Below are 21,680 nucleotides of genomic sequence, written 5' to 3'. Positions count from 1 at the left end.
ATTTTATGTCATCAGGGCCTTTCGCGCCTTGTCCCTGCTTGCTTCGGCCTTCTCAGCGGCCGTCAGGCGGACGGGGCCGTAGCCGCGGACCTCGGCCGGCCAGTCGGCCAGCGCTAGCGCTGCGGCGGGCGTGCCGGAGGATGCCTGGATGAGGTCGAGATCCGCCTCGTAGGCCGCCAGCAGGCGCCGGTCGACGATTTTTTCCGGCCCGAAGCGGAAGGGATCAAGCCAGCTGCCGCGTAGCGAACGCCCCTTGGCCAGCAGCTTGAGCAGCGGTAGCAGCCGGCTGCTGAAGCGTATCTTCTTCGGCCGGCCGTCGGGGCCGATCTTGGCCAGGAAGGGCGGGGCCAGGTGGAAGGCGAGTTGCGGATCGCCGGCGAACTGCTCGGCCAGTCGCGCCATGAAGTCGCCTCCGGTGAACAGGCGAGCGACTTCATACTCGTCCTTGGGCGCCAGCAAGCGGGCGTACTGGGTGGCGACGACGCGGGTCAGCGCGTCATCGCCCAGCTTCCGGATGGCGTTTACGCGCTGCCGATAGCGTTCGGCCAGGCGGGCATCCTGGTAGGCCGTCAGGTGGCTGGCGCGGTGTTCGATCAGGTCGTCCAGGGACAGCTGCGGTGCCGGCTTGCCCATCAGCGGCCCGGCAATGGCCGCAACCTTATCCGGGAACAGTGCGGCACGCCGGCCCCAGGCGAAGGCCTGGCGGTTGGCGTCGACGGCTGCGCCATTCAATTCGATGGCCTTGTCGAGCGCGGCGCCGGAAACCGGCACCAGGCCGTTCTGCCAGGCATAGCCGAGCAGCAGCATGTTGGCGTAGAGGGCATCGCCCATCAGGCGGGTGGCCAGGTGCTGGGCGTCGATGAACTGCACGTGGTCGTTGCCCAGCGTGTCGGTCAGCTGGCGCTGCAGGCCGGCAAGCGGGAAATGCCAGTCGCGGTTGCGGGTGAATTCGGCGGTCGGTGTGTCGGTGCAGCTGACCACCGCCCGGGTCCGACCTTCGAGCATTTTCGACAAGGCTTCGGTGCTGGCGCTGACCACCAGGTCGCCGCCGATGATGGCGTGTGCCTCGCCGGTGGCAATGCGGGCGGCGTGGATGTCTTCCGGGCGGTCGGCGATGCGCAGGTGCGAAAAGACGGCGCCGTATTTCTGCGCCAGGCCGGTCATGTCCAGAGTCGAGATGCCCTTGCCGTCGAGATGGGCCGCCATGCCGACGAGGGCGCCGAGTGTGATGACGCCCATGCCGCCGACTCCGGTGAGGATCAGGTTGTATGGTTGGGCGGTGGCCGGCAGTTGCGGGGCGGGAAGGATGGGCCATTCGGTATCGTCGGTGGCGGCGCTGCGCTTGCGTGGCTTGGCGCCTTCGAGGGTGACGAAGCTGGGACAGAAGCCCTTGAGGCAGGAAAAATCCTGATTGCAGGCCGACTGGTCGATCTGCCGCTTGGTGCCGAATTCGGTTTCGACTGGCACCACCGACAGGCAGTTGGATTGCACCGAACAGTCGCCGCAGCCTTCGCAGACTCCCTCGTTGATTACGACACGACTGGTCACTGGTGGCAGTTTGCCGCGCTTGCGGCGACGCCGGGCTTCCGTGGCACAGACTTGGTCGTAGATGAGGATCGAGACGCCCGGGTATTCGCGCAGTTCGCGCTGAACGCTATCGAGTTCGTCCCGATGGCGGACCGGCACATGCGGCGCGAGGTCGGTGACCTCGGCATACTTGTCCGGATCGCTGGCGACGACGACCATCTTCTCGACCCCCTCGGCTTCCAACTGGCGGGTGATCTGGGCGACGCTGAGGTTGCCATCGACCGGCTGGCCGCCGGTCATTGCTACGGCATCGTTGTAGAGAATCTTGTAGGTGATCGGCACCTTGGCTGCCAGCGATTGGCGGATGGCGAGCAAGCCGCTGTGGAAGTAGGTGCCGTCGCCGAGGTTGGCGAAGATGTGCTTTTCGGCGGTAAACGGCGCCTGGCCGACCCAGGGCACGCCTTCGCCGCCCATGTGGGTGTAGGTCGAGGTGCTGCGGTCCATCCAAGTCACCATATAGTGGCAACCGATACCGGCGACGGCGCGCGAGCCTTCCGGCACCCTGGTCGAGGTGTTGTGCGGGCAGCCGGAGCAGAAATGCGGCTTGCGTTCGGCGAGCACCATCGGGGTCTGCGCAGCCTTCTGCTTGGCGGCGATGACCTTCAGTCGGGCCTCGATGCTCGGTGACGTGAAGAAGCGGCCGATGCGCTCGGCGATGACGCGGGCGATGACAGCAACGGGCAATTCGCCGGTCGCCGGCAGCAACCAGTTGCCTTCCGACCATTCGCCGATTTCGTCGAATTTGCCGATGACACGGGGGCGGACATCCTCGCGCCAGTTGTAGAGCTCCTCCTTGAGCTGGTATTCGAGCAGTTGCCGCTTTTCTTCGACGACGAGGATTTCCTCCAGCCCCTCGGCGAAGTGGCGGACGCCCTCCGGTTCCAGCGGCCAGACCATGCCGACCTTGTACAGGCGGATGCCGATCTCGCCTGCCAGCTTGTCGTCGATACCCAGTTCGTCGAGTGCCTGGCGCACGTCGAGGTAGCTCTTGCCGGCAGTGAGGATGCCGAGGCGCGGGGCGGGCGAATCGATGATCACCCGGTTGAGCTTGTTGGCCCGGCAATAGGCGAGGGCGGCGTAGAGCTTGTGGTTGAGCAGGCGGGCTTCCTGCTGCAGCGGCGGGTCGGGCCAGCGGATGTTGAGGCCGTCGGGCGGCAAGGTGAAATCGGTCGGATAGACGATATTGACAGCGCTCGGGTCGATATTGACCGAGGCGGAGGTCTCGACGGTATCGGCCAGCGCCTTGAAGGCGACCCAGCAGCCGGAGTAGCGGCTCATCGCCCAGCCATGCAGGCCGTAGTCGAGGTACTCCTGCACGTTGGCCGGGTAGAGCACCGGCATCAGCACGGCCTTGAAGATGTGCTCGGTCTGGTGCGGCAGGGTCGATGACTTGGCAGCATGGTCGTCGCCAGCGATGACCAGCACGCCGCCATGTTTGGCTGTGCCGGCCGCATTGGCATGCCGGAAGACGTCGCCGCAGCGATCGACGCCCGGCCCCTTGCCGTACCACAGGCCGAAAACGCCATCGTATTGGGCGCCGGGGAACAGACCAACTTGCTGACTGCCCCACACGGCAGTCGCTGCCAGGTCCTCGTTGATCCCCGGCTGGAAGGTGACGTGATGCTCGGCGAGGTGCTGTTTGGCTTTCCACAGGCCGAGATCGAGATTGCCGAGCGGGCTGCCGCGGTAGCCGGAAACGAAGCCGGCAGTATTCAGGCCGGCGGCCAGATCGCGTTCCCGTTGCAGCATGGGGAGGCGGATCAGGGCCTGGGTGCCGGTCAGGAAGACGCGGCCGGAACTACGGGTGTATTTGTCGTCCAGCGTCGCGGCGAGCGCGGCTGGTAGAGCGAGGTTGCTCATTGTTGTCTCCGTTATGTTCGCCTTGTGGGCGAGGTTTCGTCGCCGTGCCGCCGGGGGTGTTGGCGACACGGAGCTTGGAGATTTGAGTCTGGCCGAAAGCGAATGTTCCGGCAAATCGGGGTTAACCCGGAGGGAGAATCTTCCCGGGGTTAAGCAGGTTGTGCGGATCGAGCGCCTGCTTGAGGGTACGCATCACATCGACGGCCACCTCGCCGTGCTCCAGCGGCAGATATTTGCGCTTGCCGAGGCCGATGCCGTGTTCGCCGGTGCAGGTGCCTTCCATGGCGATGGCGCGCTCGACGACACGCTGGCTGATCCAGGCGGCCTCTTCCATTTCCTTCGCGTTGTCGGTGTCGACCAGCACCACCAGATGGAAATTGCCGTCGCCGACGTGGCCGAACAGGGCGATGGGGATGCCGACCCGGGCGATGTCCTCGTTGGTCGCCGCGATGCATTCGGCGAGGCGCGAGATCGGCACGCAGACGTCGGTCGGGAAGCTTCGGCAACCCGGCTTCAGTTGCAGGCAGGCGAAATAGGCGTCGTGGCGGGCTTGCCACAGGCGGCTGCGGTCTTCGGGGCGGGTGGCCCATGCGAAATCGGTGCCGCCCAATTCGTCGGCAATCGCCTGCACGGTTTGCGCCTGCTCCTCGACCCCGGCCGGGCTGCCATGAAATTCGAAGAACAGCGTCGGTGCCTCGGCTAGCGTGGTCTTGCTGAACAGGTTGATGGCCTTCAGCGACAGGGCATCGAGCAATTCGATGCGCGCCACCGGCACGCCGAGCTGGATGGTCTGGATCACCGTTTGCACGGCCGCCTCGATGCTCGGGAAGGTGCAGACGGCGGCCGAGATGGCTTCAGGAATCGGGTAGAGCTTGACCGTCAGCTTGGTCATGATGCCCAGCGTACCTTCCGATCCGACCAGAAGGCGGGTCAGGTCGTAGCCGGCCGACGACTTGCGGGCGCGGCCGCCGGTTTTCATGATGCGGCCATCGGCCAGCACGGTGGTTGTCGCCATCACGTTGTCGCGCATCGTGCCGTAGCGTACGGCGTTGGTGCCGGAGGCGCGGGTCGCCGCCATGCCGCCGAGCGTGGCATCGGCACCCGGGTCGATCGGGAAGAAAAGCCCGGTTCCTTTCAGGGCATCGTTTAGCTGCTTGCGGGTGACGCCGGCCTGAACGACGGCATCGCCGTCTTCGGCATGAATGGCCAATACCGCGTTCATGCCGGAGAGATCGAGCGAGACACCGCCTTGCGGCGCCAGGACATGGCCTTCGACGGAACTGCCGACCCCGTAGGGAATGACCGGTACACCGTATTCGGCGCACAGGCGGACGACGGCAGCGACTTCGTCGGTGCTTTCTGCCATCACCACGGCGTCGGGCGGCTGCGGCGCGTGGACGGATTCATCGCGTCCGTGCTGCAGGCACTGGGACTCGCCTTGCGAGAATCGTTGCTGGAACTGTTGCTGGAGAGTGTGGATCAGGGCTGCGGGAAGGGTATGGCTCACGTCAGGAATCGGGTTGCTTGGTCGAGATCCGTGTGAGTATGCCCTTCATAGAGCGCTGTGACGAATTTTCTCCACACCAAGTCGGGCTCGCCGATGCGGAAACCGCAGTAATGCTGGTCGTTCATTTCGGTTTCCTGGACTACCTGCACGGTAAGCCGTGACACCTCGTTGAGCCCCAGTTGTACCGTCGCGTTGAGCCACACGTCGGCGGGAATTTGCTGGGCGACGCGGGCGCGGAAGCCGTAGCGCGATACTTCGTTGACCTCGACCGGTATTGCGGAACCGGCCAGCGGATTGTTGTTGGCCAGCTTGGCCGGGCACTTGACCGAGAAGCGCTGGTGCTGGCGCACCTTGCGGGCGGCGCCGCCGCCGGGTTGGGCTGGCAGCACCTTTTTGTATTCCGGCAGGTCGTAGATCAGATGCAGCAGTGTTTTCTTGCGGTCGCTGAGGTCGGCGAACACGGTGGTTCGCTTGTTGAAGAAGTAGTCGATCAGGGTCGGGGTCATGACCGGATCGTTGGTGGTGAAGAAACGGCGATGCGGAATCTGGATGTTCGGCAGCTTGGTCTCGACAAAATAGCGATGGAGGTTGCGGTTGGGCGGCTTGCTGGCGTATGCCTTGCGCATTATTTCCGGGGCGTGCTTGAGGTCGAGGGTGGCGCCGACGGCCGGCGCGCCGTTCACAAAATCGTAGTTTTCGACCATGTTTGCCGTCAGTCGCTTGAAGAAGAGCAGCGACTCATACATTTCGATGTGCCGGGGATTGACGGCGATGACCAGGTGGCGCGTGTCGAAGAAGGTCGTGCAGTATTCGTACATGAACTTCATCAGCGGGAAAAGAATCGTCCCGCCGGTGCGCCGGAAGCGTGGATGTACCGCCAGGGCGGAGACCTCGGCGATCTGGCCTTCCTTCTCGCGCACATCGGTCAGGTCGAAAATGCGTTGCAGCGGGAAGCCGATGGCGCTCTCGCGAATCAGCGACAGTGTGCCGACCACCTGATCGTCGAACTTGGCGCAGAGCGTGGTTGTGGTTGGCAGGGCATGGTAAATCGTTACCCGCATGCCGGACGGGTCGGGCGTCATGAAACCGCTGCTGACGTAGGCGTCATGCAGCAGCTTGAAGCACGCTTCGAGCTCTTCCTGGGTTTCAGCAATCTTGAGCACCAGGCGCTTGTTGGGTTCCCGACAGTCGACGAACGAACGATAAACGTTATGCCTGCTCTTCTGGGGCAGCATCGAGAACAGCTTGCGCGCTGTCTTGGCAACCAGGAAGCGTAATCGGGCAATTACCGGCATCTGGCACTCTCATTAGGTAGCTACATTCCTTGATCATATCACCTAATGATTGACACGGATAAGATGCCTCGGGACAATCGCTTGGCCGTTGTCAACCCCAGAAAAATCAGGAGATAAATCGATGCACGCGAAGCTTTCCCTAGTTGCCCTCTCGATCGTGACCGCATTTGCCGTTTCCGCATGTGGCCAGAAAGAAGAACCGAAGCCGATCGCCGCGCCGGCTGCTCCCGCGGCCACGCCGGAAGTCGTGGTCAAACTCGGGCATGTCGCACCGATGACCGGCCCGCAGGCCCATCTGGGCAAGGACAACGAAAACGGCGCCGTGCTGGCGGTCGAGGAACTGAATACCAAGGGGCTCGAGATTGGCGGCGCCAAGGTCAAGTTCCAGTTGCTGGCCGAAGATGATGCTGCAGACCCGAAGCAGGGGGCCATCGTTGCCCAGAAGCTGGTCGACGCCAAGGTCAATGGCGTGATCGGCCACCTGAATTCCGGTACCACCATTCCGGCTTCCAAGCTCTATGCCGACGCCGGTATTCCACAGATTTCCGGCTCCGCCACCAACCCGAAATACACCCAGCAAGGCTTCAAGACGGCCTTCCGCGTGATGGCCAACGATGTTCAGCAAGGTAAGGTGCTCGGCGAATTCGCCGCCAAGCAAGGCGTCAAAACCGTCGCTGTCGTCGATGACCGCACCGCCTATGGCCAAGGCCTGGCTGACGAATTCAAGAAGGCAGCCGAAGCAGCCGGTCTGAAGGTCGTAGCAACTGAATACACGAACGACAAGGCGACCGACTTCAAGGCTATCCTGACCAAGATCAAGTCCACCAAGGCCGAACTGGTCTTCTACGGCGGCATGGATGCCCAGGGTGGCCCGATGGCCAAGCAGATGAAGGAGCTCGGCATCAAGGCCAAGTTCCTCGGTGGCGATGGCGTGTGTACGCCGGAATTCATGAAGCTGGGCGGCGAGGCCGCCGAAGGCAATTACTGTTCGCTGCCGGGCATGCCGCTGGAGAAGCTGGCCAAGGGGCCGGAGTTCAAAGAGCGTTTTACCAAGAAATTCAATGCCGATATCCAACTCTATTCACCGTATGTTTATGATGCTGTGATGGTCATGGCCGACGCCATGAAGCGCGCTGATTCGGTCGATCCGGCCAAGTACCTGCCGGCTATCGGCCAGACCAAATACGATGGCGTCACCGCGCTGATCGAGTTCGATGCCCAAGGCGACTTGAAGGGCGGTGCCATTTCCATTTACCAGTACAAGGGTGGCAAGCTGGAATACGTCGAGACGTTGGGTGGCACTCCGGTCGATGTTGCCAAGGCGGAGGTCAAGGAAGCCGTGGCCGAAGTGAAGGATGCCGCCAAGGCGGTGGCCGGTGCGGCAGCAGCCGTTGGCAAGGAAGTCGCTGCCGACGCCAAGGATGTAGCCAAGCATGCGACAGAAGCCGGCAAGGATGCCGTTAAGGCTGGCGCGGAAGCGGTCAAGAATGCCGCTGACGCGACCAAGGCCGCAGTGGAGAAAAAGTAGTAGACTCTTGTCTGGCAAAACGAAACGGCACCGCGAGGTGCCGTTTCCCATTCTGTATTTATAGAAATAGACTAAATGGATATTTTTCTCCAGCAGATCGTCAACGGGCTGGTTCAGGGCAGCATTTACGCGCTGGTCGCACTGGGCTATACGATGGTCTACGGGATCATGGGACTGATCAATTTCGCGCACGGCGAAGTGGTGATGATCGGTACGCTGGTGACCATTACCGTGGCCGGCTCCCTGATCAATGCCGGCATGCCGGTGGTATTCGCCGGCCTGGCCGGGCTAGGCGCATCGGTCCTGGTTTGCATGGCGCTCGGCTGGGGGCTGGAGCGCATCGCTTATCGCCCGCTACGCAACGCGCCGCGCCTGACGCCGTTGATTACAGCCATCGGTATGTCCATCGTGCTGCAAAACCTGGCCATGATGATTTGGGGGCGCAATTACCTGACCTTTCCGCCTCTGCTGCCGAAGATCAATTTTGAACTGGCTGGGGCGCATTTCACGGCGATCCAGGTCTTCATCGTGGTCGTTTCCGGGGCAACCATGGCCGGTCTGCTGGCACTGATCTATCGCACCAAACTCGGCATGGCGATGCGCGCCACGGCGCAGAACCCGGCGGTGGCCAGCCTGATGGGCGTCAATATCAATCGCGTCATTGCCGCTGCCTTCGTCATCGGTTCGGCGCTGGGCGCGCTGGCCGGAGTCATGGTCGGTACTTATTATGAAATCGCTCATTACCAGATGGGTTTCATGCTCGGTCTCAAGGCCTTTACGGCGGCCGTATTGGGCGGCATCGGCAACCTCGCCGGCGCCATGCTCGGCGGTGTGCTGCTCGGCATCATCGAGGCGCTGGGCGCCGGTTATATCGGCGACCTGACCGGCGGCTTCCTGGGAAGCCATTACCAGGACATCTTTGCCTTTATCGTGCTGATTGTCGTGCTGATGTTCAAGCCTTCGGGGCTGTTCGGTGAAAAGACGGGAGACCGCGCATGATGCAGCCACCCCTGCTCGCCAATACGTCGTTGGCTGCGTCGCCCACCTCCTTGCCGTCTTGTCTTGCCTTCGCATGGGAGGCTGCATGAATAAGTGGTTCAATCCCCGTTCCGCCTTCGGTATCACGCTGATCGCCGTCGCCCTGCTCGGCCTGCCCTTCGTGGCGGCGATGGGCGGCCAGGCCTGGGTGCGCATCCTCGACTTCGCCATCCTCTATGTGTTCCTGGCGCTCGGCCTGAACATCGTGGTTGGCTACGCCGGTCTGCTCGACCTCGGTTACATCGCTTTCTACGCGGTTGGTGCCTATACCTGGGCCTTGCTGGCCAGCCCGCACTTCGGCCTGCATTTGCCGATCTGGGTCATTCTTCCCATCGGCGCCGCGCTGGCCTGCATTGCCGGGGTGCTGCTCGGTTCGCCGACATTGAAATTGCGCGGTGACTATCTGGCCATCGTGACGCTCGGCTTCGGCGAAATCGTCCGTATCTTCATGAACAACCTGAATGCGCCGGTGAATATCACCAACGGGCCGCAGGGCATCACCCTGATCGATCCGGTGGCCTTCGGCGATTTCAAGTTTTCGGGCAATACCCAGCTTTTCGGGCTGACCCTGAGCGGGCCGATGAAGTATTACTACCTGTTGGTCGCGTTGGCTATCCTGGTCGTCATCATCAACCTGCGTTTGCAGAACTCGCGTATCGGCCGTGCCTGGCAAGCCATCCGCGAGGATGAAATCGCCGCCAAGGCAGTCGGCATCAATACCCGCAACATCAAGCTGCTGGCCTTCGCGATGGGCGCCAGCTTCGGCGGCATCGCCGGCGGCGTGTTCGCCGCCATGCAGGGCTTCGTTTCACCGGAGAGTTTTTCGCTGATGGAGTCGATCATGATCCTGGCCATGGTCGTTCTTGGCGGCATGGGCCACATTCCCGGCGTCATCCTTGGCGCCGTGCTGCTCAGCATCCTGCCGGAAGCGCTGCGTTACGGCGTCGGGCCGATCCAGATGGCGCTCTTCGGCAAGATGATGGTCGATCCCGAGAGCTTGCGCATGCTCGTTTTCGGCCTGGCACTGGTCCTTGTCATGCGCTTCAAGCCGGCCGGTCTGTGGCCGTCGCCGGAGCGCAAGCGGGAGCTGGGAGAGAAACAGGCGGAGGGTAAGGCATGAGCACGAATTTGCCCAGCACGCTTCTCGAAGCGAAAGCCGTCGCCAAGCATTTTGGCGGCGTCAAAGCCCTGCGTGATGTATCGCTGACCATCCGTCGCGGCGAAATCTACGGTTTGATCGGCCCCAATGGTGCCGGCAAAACCACCTTCTTCAACTGCATGACCGGGCTGTACGTGCCAGATGGCGGTGCTTTTACTTTTGACGGCGCACCCCTGGTCGCCGACGCGCCGCAGCATGCCGCAGCGCGGGGCATCGCCCGCACTTTCCAGAACATCCGCCTGTTCGGCAACATGACGGCGCTGGAAAACGTCATGGTCGGCCGCCATGTGCGTACCCGGGCCGGCGTTATCGGCGCCATGCTCAATACGTCGGCGACTCGCGCCGAGGAGGCGGCCATCCGCCAGCGCGCCATCGACTTGCTGCACTACGTGCGCATCGAGGATCGTGCCGACGATCTCGCCAAGAACCTTTCCTACGGCGACCAGCGTCGCCTGGAAATCGCCCGTGCCCTGGCGACCGAGCCCAAACTGCTCTGCCTGGACGAGCCGGCCGCCGGCATGAATGCGACCGAGACGGAGGAGCTGCGCGAGCTGATCGAGGGCATTCGCCATGATGGGACGACCATCCTGCTCATCGAGCACGACGTCAAGCTGGTCATGGGGCTGTGCGATCGCGTCGCCGTGCTGGACTACGGCGCGCTGGTCATCGAGGATGTGCCGGCAGTCGTGCAGAAAGATCAACGCGTTATCGAGGCTTACCTAGGTGCTTGAAGTAACCGGACTCCACGTCGCCTACGGCGGCATTCAGGCGGTGCGCAGCATCACCTTCCACGTCAACGAAGGCGAGACGGTCGCCCTGATCGGCGCCAACGGTGCCGGCAAGACCAGCACGCTGAAAGCGATTTCCCGCGTGCTCAACGCGGTCGGGGGCGATGTACATTTCTGTGGCGAGAAAATCAGCAAGGTCGCGCCGCACGACGTTATCCGCAAGGGCATCGCACTCGTTCCCGAGGGGCGTGGCGTCTTTCCGCGCCTCAGCGTTCTCGAAAACCTGCGCATGGGCGCCTTTGTTCGTGACGATACGGCGGCGATCGAACAGGATCTGCAGCAGATTTTCGCCTATTTCCCGCGTTTGAAGGAGCGGGAAAGCCAGTTGGCCGGCACGCTTTCCGGTGGCGAGCAGCAAATGCTGGCCCTCGGCCGCGCCCTGATGAGTCGTCCGAAAATGCTGCTTCTGGACGAACCGTCGATGGGACTGGCGCCGATCATGGTGCAAAAAATCTTCGAGGTGGTGCGCGCCGTCGCGGCAACCGGGATGACCATTCTGCTCATTGAGCAGAACGCCAAGCTGGCGCTGGAAAGCAGCCAGCGCGCCTATGTCATGGAAAGCGGCGAAATCACCCTGAACGGCGAGTCCGCGCAACTGCTCGACGATCCCAAGGTGCGGGCGGCCTATCTGGGCGAATAACCGGCGTTTTTCAACTGCATCAAAACTTTCCGCGCGGGCTTCGGCAACAATGTCGCCTTGTCGATCCCTCGCCCGCGAGCAGTCATGAAACTACGCACCATCGCCCGTATCGTCTCCCTGGCTCTGTTGAGCCTTCCCGCTTTGGCCGAAGAGGTGAATATTGCCGACCTGCCAACCAGCAAGCCTGTCGATACCAAGCCGCGACTGGCCTATGGGCAGGTTCTCAAGTACGGTGACAAGCTGATGTTCGCGCCGTGTCGCGACCGTACCTTCGTTTTTTTCGAGGATGTTTCGGCCGACGGCTCGGTTGGCAAGGGGCTTGATCTGATCGGCCTGGCGGCGGGCAAGAAGCTATATGTCGAACTGCTGGGTTTCGTCGAGCACGATCGCCTGAAGGCTTCGCAAATCAACTTTGCCCAGACGGATGGGCGTTGCCAGGTTCCGGGGACGTCCGACGAGGCGTGGCGCGCTTCCGGAAACGAGCCGGGCTGGATACTCGCGGCGGGCGGCGAGCGGGTGCAGTTCAAGCGCCAGGGGAGACCGGAAGTCGTGCTGCCCTATGCGCCGACGCTGCCGGATAACGGCGTGGCCTCTTATCGTGTTTCCGAAGGAGGGCGCGCCTTGACCTTGCGCTTCGAACAGAAACTGTGCCGCGATCAGCAGGCCAATTCGGTATTCGGCTGGACTGCAAGCGTGACGCTGGACGGCGAAACCTTGCACGGTTGCGCCTGGCAACGATAAGGCTCGTCGCTGCCAGGATGGCGCTCGTCAGTTGCTCGAAAAACTGAAGGCGTCGGCGAAAAATTCCTCTTCCGGTAGGCCCTGTGCCATGAAATCGCGCTTGGCCGCTTCGATCATCACCGGGGCGCCGCAGGCATAGACCTGATGGCCTGAAAGGTCCGGGAAGTCGGCCAGAACGGCCTGGTGGACCAGGCCGGTGCGACCGGTCCAATTGTCGCTGCCGGCAGGTTCCGAGAGAACCGGCACATAGCGGATGTTGGCATGTTCATCGGCCCATTTTTCCGGTAGTGCATTCTGGTACAGATCAACCCTGGCTCTGGCGCCCCAGTAGATAGCCATCGGACGTTGGCAATTCTCGGCGATGGCGTGCTCGACAATGGCCTTGATCGGCGCGAATCCTGTGCCACCGGCGAGCAGGATCATCGGCTTGGCCGAATCCTCGCGCAGGTAGAAACTGCCGTGCGGGCCGTTGAAGCGCAGGATGTCGCGCACCTTCATTGTCGAAAAAACCTGATCGGTGAATACGCCGCCCGGGACATGGCGGATGTGCAACTGAAGAAGGGCATCGTCGTGTGGTGCGTTGGCCAGCGAGAAGCTGCGCTTTCGGCCGTCCTTGAGCAGGATGTCGATATATTGGCCGGCGAGGAATTGCAGGCGCTCGCTGGCCGGCAGGCGCAAATGCAGCTCGATGACGTCCGGTGCCAGTTTTTCGAGTTTTTCGATGCGCGAGGGTAGGGTCTTGGCTGGAATCTGGTTGGCCGAGGTGATCTGCCGGCATTCGATGCTCAGGTCAGAGCGAGCCTTGGCGCAGCAGTAGAGCGCCATGCCGGCGGCTTTTTCGTCGTCTTTTAGGGCGTGTGCCTGCGCGTTGCCGTGGTCGACGGTGCCCGATTGGACGTGACCCTTGCAGGCGCCGCAGGCGCCATCCTTGCAGCCGTAGGGCATGGTCAGGCCTTGACGCAGCGCTGCGTCGAGCAGGGTTTCATCGGCTTCGGCGGTAAATTGGCGGCCGCTCGGCTGGACGGTGACTTGATAGCGCATCGGTTCCCCTCGTTGCTCGGCTAAAATGCCGACGTGCAAAAAATACTGATCGTTGGCAGCGGGGACGTCGCCCGCCGCATCCTGTCCCAACTGGCCTCGCATGCCCGGACGTACGCCCTGTTGCGCGATGCGGAGCGTGCGGCGGAATGGCGAAACGCCGGTGCCACACCGGTTCTGGCCGATCTCGACGACCGAGCCAGCCTCGTACGCCTGGCCGGTCTGGCCGACTGCATCCTGCATCTGGCGCCGCCGCCCGGAACGGGCAAGCGCGATACGCGCACCCGCAACCTGCTCGCCGCGTTGAGCAAAGGCAAAAGTCTACCACGCAGCCTGGTTTACGTAAGCACGACAGGGGTTTACGGGGATTGCAGCGGTGCCGTTATCGACGAAACCCGCAGGCTGAGGCCGGAAAGCGATCGTGCTGGCCGCCGCGTCGATGCCGAACGTTGCCTGCGTTCCTGGGGGGCGCGCAACGGGGTTGCCGTGTCCATCCTGCGGGCACCGGGCATCTATGCCGCGGACCGCCTGCCGGTCGAGCGCTTGCACAAGGGGGCGCCGGCCCTGGTCGATGGCGACGATGTCTTCACCAACCACATCCATGCCGACGACCTTGCGTCGGCCTGTATTGCCGCTATGCGCTTGGGGCGCCCCAACCGTGCCTACAATGCGGTCGACGATACAGAAATGAAAATGGCGGGTTATTTTGATCGTGTCGCCGAGGCTTTCGGCTTGCCCAAGGCGCCACGCCTGAGCCGGAGCGATGCCGAAAAACTGCTCTCGCCGGTCCAGATGTCCTTCATGCGCGAATCGCGCCGTATCGGCAACCGGCGCCTGAAAAACGAATTGAACCTGCGCCTCGCCTTTCCGTCGGTCGACGACGGCATAGCCGATGCGCTTGCCCGGAGAAACGCATGCTCATCGTAAAGACACTCCATATCTGGATGGTCATTTCCTGGTTTGCCGGCCTGTTCTACTTGCCGCGAATCTTCGTCAACCTGGCGATGGTGCCGCCGGATAGCGTGGCCGAGCGCGACCGCCTGCTGCTGATGGCCGGGAAACTGTACCGCTTCATGACGCCGCTCGGCGTCCTGGCCATCCTGCTCGGCCTGTGGCTGTGGTTCGGATACGGCTTCAGCGGTGGCTGGCTGCATGCCAAGACAGTCCTAGTTATCGTTCTCGCCCTCTATCACTGGCATTGCGGCAGGGTGTTGAAGGATTTCCAGATGGGTGGCAATGCCCGTACCCATGTCTGGTTCCGTTTCTACAACGAACTGCCCGTAATAATTCTCCTTGCCGTCCTTTTCCTCGTTGTCCTGAAGCCTTTCTGACATGAACAAATATTTTGCGATCTGCCCGCGCGGGCTTGAAGAACTGCTGCTCGAGGAATTGCGCGGCATTGGCGGCGAAGACCTGAAGGCGGTGCACGGTGGCGTCTTTTTCTCCGGGGAGTGGTCGGTCTGCTACCGCGCCAACCTCGAGTCGCGCATTGCCACGCGCATCTTGTGGCACATCGTCAAGGGGCCGTATGCCAAGGAAGAGGATATCTACCGTCTGGCGGTGCGCCAGCTCTGGCCGAATCACTTCACCGTGTCCAACACCATGCGCGTGGTCACCACGGCCATCAAGTGCCCACTGAAATCGCTGGATTTCGTGACCCTGCGTGTCAAGGATGCGGTTTGCGACCGTTTTCGGGAGGATCTTGGTGAGCGGCCGAATATCGAGACGCGCAACCCGGATGTCAGCGTCCATGTCTTCCTGACCGAGAACGAGTGCACGCTATACCTCGACACCTCGGGCCAGCCCTTGTGGCAGCGCGGCTTCCGCAAGGCCAGCGTCGATGCGCCGCTGAAAGAGAACCTGGCTGCCGGCATTCTGAAGCTGACTGGCTGGCGACCCGGCACCCCCCTGATCGATCCGATGTGCGGTAGCGGTACCTTCCTGCTCGAAGCGGTTCAGGTGGCGCTCGACCGCGCTCCCGGGCTGGATCGTACCTTTTCCTTCGAACGTCTGAAGAGTTTCGAAGCGCTGAACTGGGCGAACATCCGTGCCGCTGCCGAAGCGCGCGTCAAACCGGCGGAACCCATGGATATCCGTGGCTACGATATCGATGAGCGGGCCGTGCGCGCCACCCGCCGCAACCTGCAGGAAGCCGGCTTCGGCGGGGTAGTGACGGTCGATCATGGTGATATCCTCGAAACCCAGCCGCTGACAGATCATGGAATCCTGCTCGCCAACCCGCCGTATGGCGAGCGGATCGGCGAACAGGACGAACTGGCCGCCTTCTATCCCCAACTCGGCACGGCGTTGAAGCGCCACTGGGCTGGCTGGAACTGCTTCTTCTTCACCGCCGACCTGCGTTTGCCCAAGCTGGTCGGGCTGAAGCCCAGTCGGAAGACGCCGCTGTTCAACGGGCCGCTTGAATGCCGCCTGTTCGAGATCCGCATGGTGGCCGGCAGCAACCGAAAGGGCGGGACGTCAACGCCGGATTGAAGTCTATGGGCGCTTTTGCGCCCATACCGGGACGTATGTTTTTGCAGTGCAGCAAGCTTCTGGAATTGATTTGTGTCACTATTTTGGTCTGACCAAAATGGGAAGATTCAACTTTCATAACAAACGCAAGAGGAGAAGCAGAATGTCCGTACAGGCTGAATATCAACAAAAACGCATGACGGCGGCCGATGCGATCCACGTCGTGAAGAACGGCGACACCATCGTCGTTCCGACCGGGGTCGGCGAGCCGCCCGCATTGCTCACGGCGCTGTCCGATGTGCGCACCCGCTATCAGGATGTCAAGGTTTCCCAGATCCTGCCGTTGCGCAAGTACGGCTACATTGATCCCGAGACTACCCAGCACGTTCGCCACGTGGCGTACTTCTTCGGCGGCGTGACGCGTCCGGGTGGCCAGCAGGGCTGGGTGGATTTCCATCCCTCCTACTTCTCGGAAATGCCGATGCTGATCAACCGCGGCCTGATGCCGGCCGATGTCGTCTTCGCCATGGCTTCGCCAATGGACGAGCACGGTTATTTCTCCCTGTCGCTCGGCCCCGACTACACCATGGCTGCGATTGCCAAGGCGCGTGCCGTGGTGCTCGAAGTCAACCCGAACGTCCCGTTCGCCAATGGCGCCTGCCATATCCACATCTCGAAGGTTACCGCGCTCACCGAGAGCAACGACCCGCTGCTCGAAGTCGGGCTGCCGAAGATCGGCCCGGTTCAGGAAGCCATCGGCAAATACGTCGCCGACATGATTCCCAACGGCGCTACGCTGCAGATCGGCTATGGCGGCATTCCCGATGCCGTGGTGATGCAGCTGACGCACAAGCATGATCTGGGCATCCATACCGAAATGATCGGCGATGGCATCATGACCTTGGTCGAGGCCGGTGTGGTCAATAACAGCAAGAAAAACGTCAACAACGGCAAGATGCTGGCCACCTTCGCGCTCGGCTCGAACAAACTCTACCGTTTCATGCACCGTAACCCGGCACTTGAAATGCATCCGGTGGATATCACCAACGATCCGTACCTGGCCGGCCAGAACGACAACCTGCATTGCATCAACGCAACCATGCAGATCGACTTCATGGGCCAGTGCGGTTCGGAAAGCCTCGGTGCGGTGCCTTATTCGGGGACTGGAGGCCAGTCCGACTTCGTGCGTGCTGCCAACCGCTCAAACGGCGGCAAGGCCTTCATCGTACTGCCGGCGACGGCCAAGGATGACACCATTTCCCGCATCGTCCCGACACTTTCGGCGGGAACGCATGTGTCGACCAGCAAGAACGACATCAACTACGTAGTGACCGAATTTGGCGTGGCGCAGTTGCGCGGCAAGACCGCCAAGCAACGTTGTGAAGCCCTGATCGGCATTGCGCATCCGAATTTCCGGGGTGAGCTGCGCGAGGCAGCGAAGAAGATGAAGCTGCTGTGATCGTTGGTGGCGCTTGAGCGGGGTGCCTTACAATTTGTAGCAATTTTCCGCTCCCGCACAACCGATAATCCGCTAAGGTGATAGTGGGTTATCGGTTTTTTTAATGTCATGAAAATTCGCCGTATATTTTTCGCATTGCTTGCCCTGCTCATGCTGGGGGTCGGTACCGATGCGCTGGCGCATCGGACGCGTGTCTATATCGGAGCTTCCATCGGAGGGCCGGTTTGGGGCCCGGCCTGGGGTGGAGGTTGGGGGCCGACGTGGGGGCCTGCCTGGTATCCGCCACCTTATTACTATCCGCCGCAAGTTGTTGTGGTGCCCGCGCCGCAACCGCCGGTCTATATTGAACAGGCCGAACCGGCCGCGCAGCCGGTTCAGGCTCAGCAGTACTGGTATTACTGCAAGAGCGGCAAGGGTTATTACCCTTACGTCAAAGAGTGTCCTGAAGGTTGGCAGAAGGTTCTGCCGCAACCGGAGAAATAAGCATGTCCCAATTTGTTCGCTTGCCCCGCTGGATGTTGCTCGGCCCGGTTTTGCTCTTGGGCGCCTGTACCGTTATGCCGACCGGCCCAAGCGTCATGGTCCTGCCCGGTACCGGGCAGCCGTTTGATCGCTTCCGTGGCGACGATGTGGAGTGCAGGCAGTATGCGCATTACCAGATCGGCGGCAAGACGGCCGGCGATGCCGCGAAGGAGTCGGCCATGACCAGCGCTGCGGTAGGTACTGCGGTTGGTGCGCTCGCTGGTGCAGCTATTGGCGGCAACAGCAAGGGCGCTGCCATAGGAGCCGGGGCCGGTTTGTTGATGGGAAGCGCGACGGGTACGGATGCATCGCGTGCTTCGACGTTGGGTACGCAGCGCCAGTATGACAATGCTTACATTCAATGTATGTATGCCAAGGGGCACCGCGTTCCCGTGCCGGCCAACATGAGCTATTCGTCACCGGTTCGTTCGTCGGTGCAGAATCAGCCGCAAGACCCTGCTATTCCGCCGCCGCCCCCAGGAGCGCCGCCCCCACCGCCAGTGACACGCTGAGTTCTTCTTGGGCTGTCTTTCTTGAGCAATTGAAAATAAGCTCCCGAAAGAAGGACGAAAGGGTGGAAATGAAAACGGCGGCTCGAAGCCGCCGTTTTTATGTTGCGATTGGCTTACTCTCAGGCCGATTTGCGACGACGCGAGAAGCCAACACCCAGGAGTCCAACACCTACCAGAGCCAGAGAAACCGGCTCCGGAACTTGCAGGCTACCTTGCCGTAGCGAAGCGTAGTGGATGGTGCCGCCCATGTTCAGGACTTCGCCCCAGCCGTCACCCCAGAACGTCACTTTGGAGAAAGTGGCAACGTCATCGAAAGCGGCGACGAAAACACCCGCACCACGGTTGGTGAGAAAACCGTCACCAAAAACGGTAGAGTGGCCAACACGGATCGGAGCATTGCTATCGAAGGAGATATACAGGTCGGATACTTGGCAGCAGGTAGCCCAATCGCCCACTTCGAAACCGATGGCGTTCACCGATTTACCCTTGGCGCCAAAATCAAGGACCAGGCCGCTACCCTTGGATGACGATCCGTCGCCGGTGCCGTGACCCGTACCTGTACCTGAGGGGTCAATGCTGACCATGTAGCCAGAGGTTTGGCGGCTGGGGGAGGAGTTGCTGAGCGTGTAAATGCTTGACGACATGCTCGCATTGTTGGCGCGATAGACCGTGTAGTCGCCGCGATCAACGACAGTGCCGCTCAGTCGGGTGCTCCATACGTCATGCGTTGCGGTGCTGCCGGCGTTGCTTACCGTGGTGTTGAAATTGGCTAAGCCGCCGTCGAAGTCGTTATAGACGGTGGCAATGGTTGCGTTGGCGGAACCGGCGGCAACGGCAAGCGAGAGTAGTGCGAAAGCTTTCTTCAAGTTAGTCATGTCATTTTCCCCTGATTAAGTGCATTTCATGGCGAAACTCAAATCAATTCGAGTTTTCGCATGGAAAGCATGAGTCGTGCCAGAAATTTATTTCGTGTATTTTGTTTAATAAATCAATGTGTTGTGTGATTTCGAAAGACTGCTTTGGGGGGGCTGGAAGGGGAGTGTAAGAAATTTCGACAGTGCGCCTGCCGGAATTTCCTTGGAAATGTCGTTTGCGCCATTCTTGTCGCCAAAAAACAGGGGAGCTTCAGCCAGATGGCATGTCGGGGGGCGGGTTGCGGGCTGGCCGCGGTTTATGTGTTGACTAGGGCTTCTGGTTGTTTCAGCTGGATTTGAGCCCGGGCGAGATTATTGGAGCGGCGCCGGGTTGGGAGGGGCAAGGTAGGGCAATTTTGCAAGTATTGGCTACTTTTTGGCGATGCTTCTCTGTCAGAGTCGCCGTTGCCCGGTGAGAAGACTAGCAATCGGGGGGGGGCGGAAGTTTGCGAGGGCGTCCGTCAGTTAGTGATCGGTCGCCGGTTGTCGGTATATCGCAGCGAGTGTTTGTGCTGTCAATGTCGCGACTTCCAGGGGGGCGATCATTTGGCAAGAGGCTGTACGTCTCAGGGAGCTGCCTGAAAGCTTTGTGGCGGAGTGTTGGAAGCAGAGATGGCTACGATGTTGCTTATTCTTAGCTAATACCCTCTGTTAGGGCAGAAGGCGACTTTTTATGTCTATTCTGCCCTTTCGAGGTTTATCGCTGGAAAAGGTTGCTGCGAAAGTAGTGCAGGGCTTTGTTCGGTAGCTTTTGTCGCTGCGATTTACAAGGCGATTCCCGCACTATGTGCCTGCTGGTCAGCCCAGTAGCTGGAGCGCACCATGGGTGCGCAGGCGGCGCCGGAGAAGCCCATCTTCATCGCTTCTTCCTCGAACATCTTGAAGGTGTCGGGATGGACGTAGCGGCTGACTGGCAGATGGTGGCCGGAAGGGGCGAGGTACTGGCCGATGGTCAACATCTCGACGTCGTTGGCGCGCAGGTCACGCATCACTTCGAGGATTTCCTCATCGGTTTCGCCGAGGCCGACCATCAGGCCGGACTTGGTCTTGACGTCCGGATAGCGTGCCTTGAATTGCTTCATCAGCGCCAACGAGTGGGCGTAGTCGGCGCCCGGGCGGGCCTGTTTGTAGAGGCGGGGCACGGTTTCCATGTTGTGATTCAGCACGTCGGGGAGCGACTGGCCGAGGATGTCGATAGCGAGATCCATGCGGCCGCGGAAGTCGGGAACCAGCGTCTCGATGGTGGTCTTGGGTGAGGCCTCGCGCACGGCACGGACGACATCGACGAAATGCTGGGCACCTCCGTCGCGCAGGTCGTCGCGGTCGACGCTGGTGATCACGACGTACTGCAGTTTGAGCAGGGAGACCGAGTTGGCCAGTTCAGCCGGCTCGTTCGAATTGGGTGGCAGGGGCTGGCCGTGGCCAACATCACAGAACGGGCAGCGGCGGGTGCAGATGTCGCCGAGGATCATGAAGGTCGCCGTGCCGCGGCCGAAGCATTCGCCGATGTTCGGGCAGGCGGCTTCCTCGCAGACGGTATGCAGCTTCTTCTCGCGCAGCATGGACTTGATTTCGCCGAAACGTCCCGCGCTGTTGCCAGCCTTGACACGAATCCATTCCGGCTTGCGCAACGGCTGGTCGACGGGAACGATCTTGATGGGGATGCGGGCGGTCTTCAGTTCGCCTTTTTGCTTGACGCCTTTTTGCTTGGTTGCGCCTTCCGGTTTGGGTTCAGCCATGTTGTCTGTCCAATTGCTGCAGCAAGTGCTGCGATAGGTGCTCGCCGGCCTCTGTTACGGAAAGCGGAATGTTCAGGTTCTTGGTTTGTGTAACTTTCAGCCCGGCATAACCGCAGGGGTTGATCGCATCGAACGGGGAGAGATCCATGTCCACGTTGAGTGAAACCCCATGATACGAGCAGCCGTTGCGGATGCGTAGCCCGAGGGCTGCAATTTTTGCTTCGCCGACGTAGACGCCGGGGGCTCCGTCGCGCCGTTCGGCGCCAACACCATAGTCGGCGAGCAGGTCGATGACGGCTTGCTCGATGGCGGTGACCAGTTCGCGCACCTTGATTTTCAGGCGCGCCAGGTCGAGCAACAGATAGATGACCACTTGGCCGGGGCCGTGATAGGTGACCTGTCCGCCGCGGTCGATCTTGACCAGCGGAATGCCGACGTCGCGCAGGATGTGCTCCGGCTTGCCGGCCTGGCCGAGGGTGTAGACCGGCGGATGTTCGACGATCCAGAGCTCGTCGGTTGTTTCGGCTGTCCGATTGGCCGTGAAATCCTGCATGGCCTGGAAGGTGGGTTCGTAGTCGACCCGGCCCAGGCGTTTGACGACAAGATTCACGTTACAGAACGACTTTCACTAGCGGATGGGATGTCAGTTCCATGTACAGCGCGTCGAGCTGTGGCTTGGAGGTGGCGACAACCGTACAGGTCAGGCTCAGGTAGTTGCCTCCGGAACTGGCACGCATTTCCATCGTCGCGCCGTCGAAATCGGGCGCGTGCTTGGTGACGATGGTGAGCACCGCCTGGGCGAGTTCATCGTGCGCTTTTCCCATGATCTTCAGGGGGAAGTCGCAGGGGTATTCGAGGAGGGTGTCCTTGTAGGAAGCCAT

At 61.3% G+C, this 21,680-nt stretch carries 20 protein-coding genes; 12 read left to right on the top strand and 8 right to left on the bottom strand.

All coding sequences use genetic code 11. The features are described 5' to 3' along the window. Window positions 1–3: 3 nt before the first annotated feature. From AB6Q56_RS16385 to AB6Q56_RS16375, 3 genes are all read right to left on the bottom strand, one after another. A complete protein-coding gene (locus AB6Q56_RS16385; protein WP_434514120.1) occupies window positions 4–3,447 on the bottom strand; it encodes an indolepyruvate ferredoxin oxidoreductase family protein in 3,444 nt (1,147 codons plus the stop codon). 121 nt (window positions 3,448–3,568) lie between these two features. Further along, on the bottom strand, window positions 3,569–4,954 hold the full coding sequence (locus AB6Q56_RS16380) for an FAD-binding oxidoreductase (RefSeq protein ID WP_434514119.1): 1,386 nt from the start codon (window positions 4,952–4,954) through the stop codon (window positions 3,569–3,571). After that, on the bottom strand, window positions 4,951–6,249 hold the full coding sequence (locus tag AB6Q56_RS16375; RefSeq protein WP_434514118.1) for a GNAT family N-acetyltransferase: 1,299 nt from the start codon (window positions 6,247–6,249) through the stop codon (window positions 4,951–4,953). The genes AB6Q56_RS16380 and AB6Q56_RS16375 overlap by 4 nt, the downstream gene beginning before the upstream one ends. A gap of 121 nt (window positions 6,250–6,370) precedes the next feature. On the opposite strand from AB6Q56_RS16375, the gene AB6Q56_RS16370 reads away from it, so the two are divergent. The 6 genes from AB6Q56_RS16370 (at window position 6,371) to AB6Q56_RS16345 (ending at window position 12,143) form a co-directional block, all read left to right on the top strand. Continuing rightward, window positions 6,371–7,777, top strand: coding sequence for a branched-chain amino acid ABC transporter substrate-binding protein (locus AB6Q56_RS16370; protein ID WP_434514117.1), 1,407 nt, complete (start codon window positions 6,371–6,373; stop codon window positions 7,775–7,777). A gap of 75 nt (window positions 7,778–7,852) precedes the next feature. Beyond that, entirely contained in the window at window positions 7,853–8,776 is a 924-nt protein-coding gene (locus AB6Q56_RS16365) for a branched-chain amino acid ABC transporter permease (RefSeq protein WP_434514116.1), read from the top strand. An 85-nt stretch (window positions 8,777–8,861) separates the two neighbouring features. Continuing rightward, on the top strand, window positions 8,862–9,935 hold the full coding sequence (locus tag AB6Q56_RS16360; RefSeq protein ID WP_434514115.1) for an ABC transporter permease subunit: 1,074 nt from the start codon (window positions 8,862–8,864) through the stop codon (window positions 9,933–9,935). Continuing rightward, window positions 9,932–10,705: an ABC transporter ATP-binding protein gene (locus AB6Q56_RS16355; RefSeq protein WP_434514114.1), complete on the top strand. Its 774-nt coding sequence runs from the start codon at window positions 9,932–9,934 to the stop codon at window positions 10,703–10,705. The genes AB6Q56_RS16360 and AB6Q56_RS16355 overlap by 4 nt, the downstream gene beginning before the upstream one ends. Then, window positions 10,698–11,402 carry an ABC transporter ATP-binding protein gene (locus tag AB6Q56_RS16350; RefSeq protein ID WP_434514113.1) on the top strand — a complete coding sequence of 235 codons (705 nt, stop codon included), beginning with the start codon at window positions 10,698–10,700 and terminating at the stop codon, window positions 11,400–11,402. Before AB6Q56_RS16355 ends, AB6Q56_RS16350 begins: the two co-directional genes overlap by 8 nt. An 84-nt stretch (window positions 11,403–11,486) precedes the next feature. Next, the gene (locus tag AB6Q56_RS16345; RefSeq protein WP_434514112.1) at window positions 11,487–12,143 is read left to right on the top strand and encodes a COG3650 family protein; all 657 of its coding nucleotides are present in this window, start codon (window positions 11,487–11,489) and stop codon (window positions 12,141–12,143) included. 27 nt (window positions 12,144–12,170) lie between these two features. Here AB6Q56_RS16345 and AB6Q56_RS16340 read toward each other — a convergent pair whose 3' ends face one another. After that, window positions 12,171–13,184 (bottom strand): CDP-6-deoxy-delta-3,4-glucoseen reductase, encoded by a 1,014-nt coding sequence (locus AB6Q56_RS16340; RefSeq protein ID WP_434514111.1) that lies wholly within the window; start codon window positions 13,182–13,184, stop codon window positions 12,171–12,173. Window positions 13,185–13,217: 33 nt separating this feature from the next. Between AB6Q56_RS16340 and AB6Q56_RS16335 the strand changes: the two genes are divergently transcribed. The 6 genes from AB6Q56_RS16335 (at window position 13,218) to AB6Q56_RS16310 (ending at window position 18,146) form a co-directional block, all read left to right on the top strand. Then, the gene (locus tag AB6Q56_RS16335; protein WP_434514110.1) at window positions 13,218–14,108 is read left to right on the top strand and encodes an NAD-dependent epimerase/dehydratase family protein; all 891 of its coding nucleotides are present in this window, start codon (window positions 13,218–13,220) and stop codon (window positions 14,106–14,108) included. Continuing rightward, window positions 14,096–14,512 carry a CopD family protein gene (locus AB6Q56_RS16330; RefSeq protein WP_434514109.1) on the top strand — a complete coding sequence of 139 codons (417 nt, stop codon included), beginning with the start codon at window positions 14,096–14,098 and terminating at the stop codon, window positions 14,510–14,512. The genes AB6Q56_RS16335 and AB6Q56_RS16330 overlap by 13 nt, the downstream gene beginning before the upstream one ends. Window position 14,513: 1 nt before the next feature. Then, window positions 14,514–15,674: a THUMP domain-containing class I SAM-dependent RNA methyltransferase gene (locus AB6Q56_RS16325; protein WP_434514108.1), complete on the top strand. Its 1,161-nt coding sequence runs from the start codon at window positions 14,514–14,516 to the stop codon at window positions 15,672–15,674. Between the two features lie 142 nt (window positions 15,675–15,816). Continuing rightward, window positions 15,817–17,112, top strand: a complete 1,296-nt coding sequence (locus AB6Q56_RS16320; RefSeq protein ID WP_434514107.1) for an acetyl-CoA hydrolase/transferase family protein — start codon at window positions 15,817–15,819, stop codon at window positions 17,110–17,112. Window positions 17,113–17,220: 108 nt separating this feature from the next. Further along, window positions 17,221–17,595 (top strand): hypothetical protein, encoded by a 375-nt coding sequence (locus AB6Q56_RS16315; protein ID WP_434514106.1) that lies wholly within the window; start codon window positions 17,221–17,223, stop codon window positions 17,593–17,595. A gap of 2 nt (window positions 17,596–17,597) precedes the next feature. Further along, entirely contained in the window at window positions 17,598–18,146 is a 549-nt protein-coding gene (locus tag AB6Q56_RS16310; protein ID WP_434514105.1) for a YMGG-like glycine zipper-containing protein, read from the top strand. Window positions 18,147–18,265: 119 nt separating this feature from the next. Here AB6Q56_RS16310 and AB6Q56_RS16305 read toward each other — a convergent pair whose 3' ends face one another. From AB6Q56_RS16305 to AB6Q56_RS16290, 4 genes are all read right to left on the bottom strand, one after another. Then, a complete protein-coding gene (locus AB6Q56_RS16305) occupies window positions 18,266–19,021 on the bottom strand; it encodes a PEP-CTERM sorting domain-containing protein (RefSeq protein WP_434514104.1) in 756 nt (251 codons plus the stop codon). 803 nt (window positions 19,022–19,824) lie between these two features. Beyond that, the gene (gene lipA / locus AB6Q56_RS16300) at window positions 19,825–20,799 is read right to left on the bottom strand and encodes a lipoyl synthase (protein WP_434514103.1); all 975 of its coding nucleotides are present in this window, start codon (window positions 20,797–20,799) and stop codon (window positions 19,825–19,827) included. Then, the gene (gene lipB / locus AB6Q56_RS16295) at window positions 20,792–21,352 is read right to left on the bottom strand and encodes a lipoyl(octanoyl) transferase LipB (protein ID WP_434517171.1); all 561 of its coding nucleotides are present in this window, start codon (window positions 21,350–21,352) and stop codon (window positions 20,792–20,794) included. Before lipB ends, lipA begins: the two co-directional genes overlap by 8 nt. Before the next feature lie 58 nt (window positions 21,353–21,410). After that, the gene (locus AB6Q56_RS16290) at window positions 21,411–21,680 is read right to left on the bottom strand and encodes an HP0495 family protein (RefSeq protein ID WP_434514102.1); all 270 of its coding nucleotides are present in this window, start codon (window positions 21,678–21,680) and stop codon (window positions 21,411–21,413) included.

The sequence above is a fragment of the Dechloromonas sp. ARDL1 genome (genome assembly GCF_051122455.1).
In the GTDB taxonomy this organism is placed as follows: Bacteria; Pseudomonadota; Gammaproteobacteria; order Burkholderiales; family Rhodocyclaceae; genus Azonexus.
This window is presented reverse-complemented; position numbering and strand designations above follow the sequence as displayed.

What these genes read in the sequence shown, in the direction of transcription:
- AB6Q56_RS16360 (WP_434514115.1), top strand. Translation starts at nt 8,862, where the DNA reads ATGAATAAGTGGTTCAATCCCCGTTCCGCCTTCGGTATCACGCTGATC.
- AB6Q56_RS16310 (WP_434514105.1), top strand. Translation starts at nt 17,598, where the DNA reads ATGTCCCAATTTGTTCGCTTGCCCCGCTGGATGTTGCTCGGCCCGGTT.
- AB6Q56_RS16315 (WP_434514106.1), top strand. Translation starts at nt 17,221, where the DNA reads ATGAAAATTCGCCGTATATTTTTCGCATTGCTTGCCCTGCTCATGCTG.
- AB6Q56_RS16370 (WP_434514117.1), top strand. Translation starts at nt 6,371, where the DNA reads ATGCACGCGAAGCTTTCCCTAGTTGCCCTCTCGATCGTGACCGCATTT.
- AB6Q56_RS16340 (WP_434514111.1), bottom strand. Translation starts at nt 13,184, where the DNA reads ATGCGCTATCAAGTCACCGTCCAGCCGAGCGGCCGCCAATTTACCGCC.
- lipB (WP_434517171.1), bottom strand. Translation starts at nt 21,352, where the DNA reads ATGCAGGATTTCACGGCCAATCGGACAGCCGAAACAACCGACGAGCTC.
- AB6Q56_RS16325 (WP_434514108.1), top strand. Translation starts at nt 14,514, where the DNA reads ATGAACAAATATTTTGCGATCTGCCCGCGCGGGCTTGAAGAACTGCTG.
- AB6Q56_RS16320 (WP_434514107.1), top strand. Translation starts at nt 15,817, where the DNA reads ATGTCCGTACAGGCTGAATATCAACAAAAACGCATGACGGCGGCCGAT.
- AB6Q56_RS16345 (WP_434514112.1), top strand. Translation starts at nt 11,487, where the DNA reads ATGAAACTACGCACCATCGCCCGTATCGTCTCCCTGGCTCTGTTGAGC.
- AB6Q56_RS16375 (WP_434514118.1), bottom strand. Translation starts at nt 6,249, where the DNA reads ATGCCGGTAATTGCCCGATTACGCTTCCTGGTTGCCAAGACAGCGCGC.
- AB6Q56_RS16305 (WP_434514104.1), bottom strand. Translation starts at nt 19,021, where the DNA reads ATGACTAACTTGAAGAAAGCTTTCGCACTACTCTCGCTTGCCGTTGCC.
- AB6Q56_RS16385 (WP_434514120.1), bottom strand. Translation starts at nt 3,447, where the DNA reads ATGAGCAACCTCGCTCTACCAGCCGCGCTCGCCGCGACGCTGGACGAC.
- AB6Q56_RS16290 (WP_434514102.1), bottom strand. Translation starts at nt 21,680, where the DNA reads ATGGCTTCCTACAAGGACACCCTCCTCGAATACCCCTGCGACTTCCCC.
- AB6Q56_RS16365 (WP_434514116.1), top strand. Translation starts at nt 7,853, where the DNA reads ATGGATATTTTTCTCCAGCAGATCGTCAACGGGCTGGTTCAGGGCAGC.
- lipA (WP_434514103.1), bottom strand. Translation starts at nt 20,799, where the DNA reads ATGGCTGAACCCAAACCGGAAGGCGCAACCAAGCAAAAAGGCGTCAAG.
- AB6Q56_RS16330 (WP_434514109.1), top strand. Translation starts at nt 14,096, where the DNA reads ATGCTCATCGTAAAGACACTCCATATCTGGATGGTCATTTCCTGGTTT.
- AB6Q56_RS16355 (WP_434514114.1), top strand. Translation starts at nt 9,932, where the DNA reads ATGAGCACGAATTTGCCCAGCACGCTTCTCGAAGCGAAAGCCGTCGCC.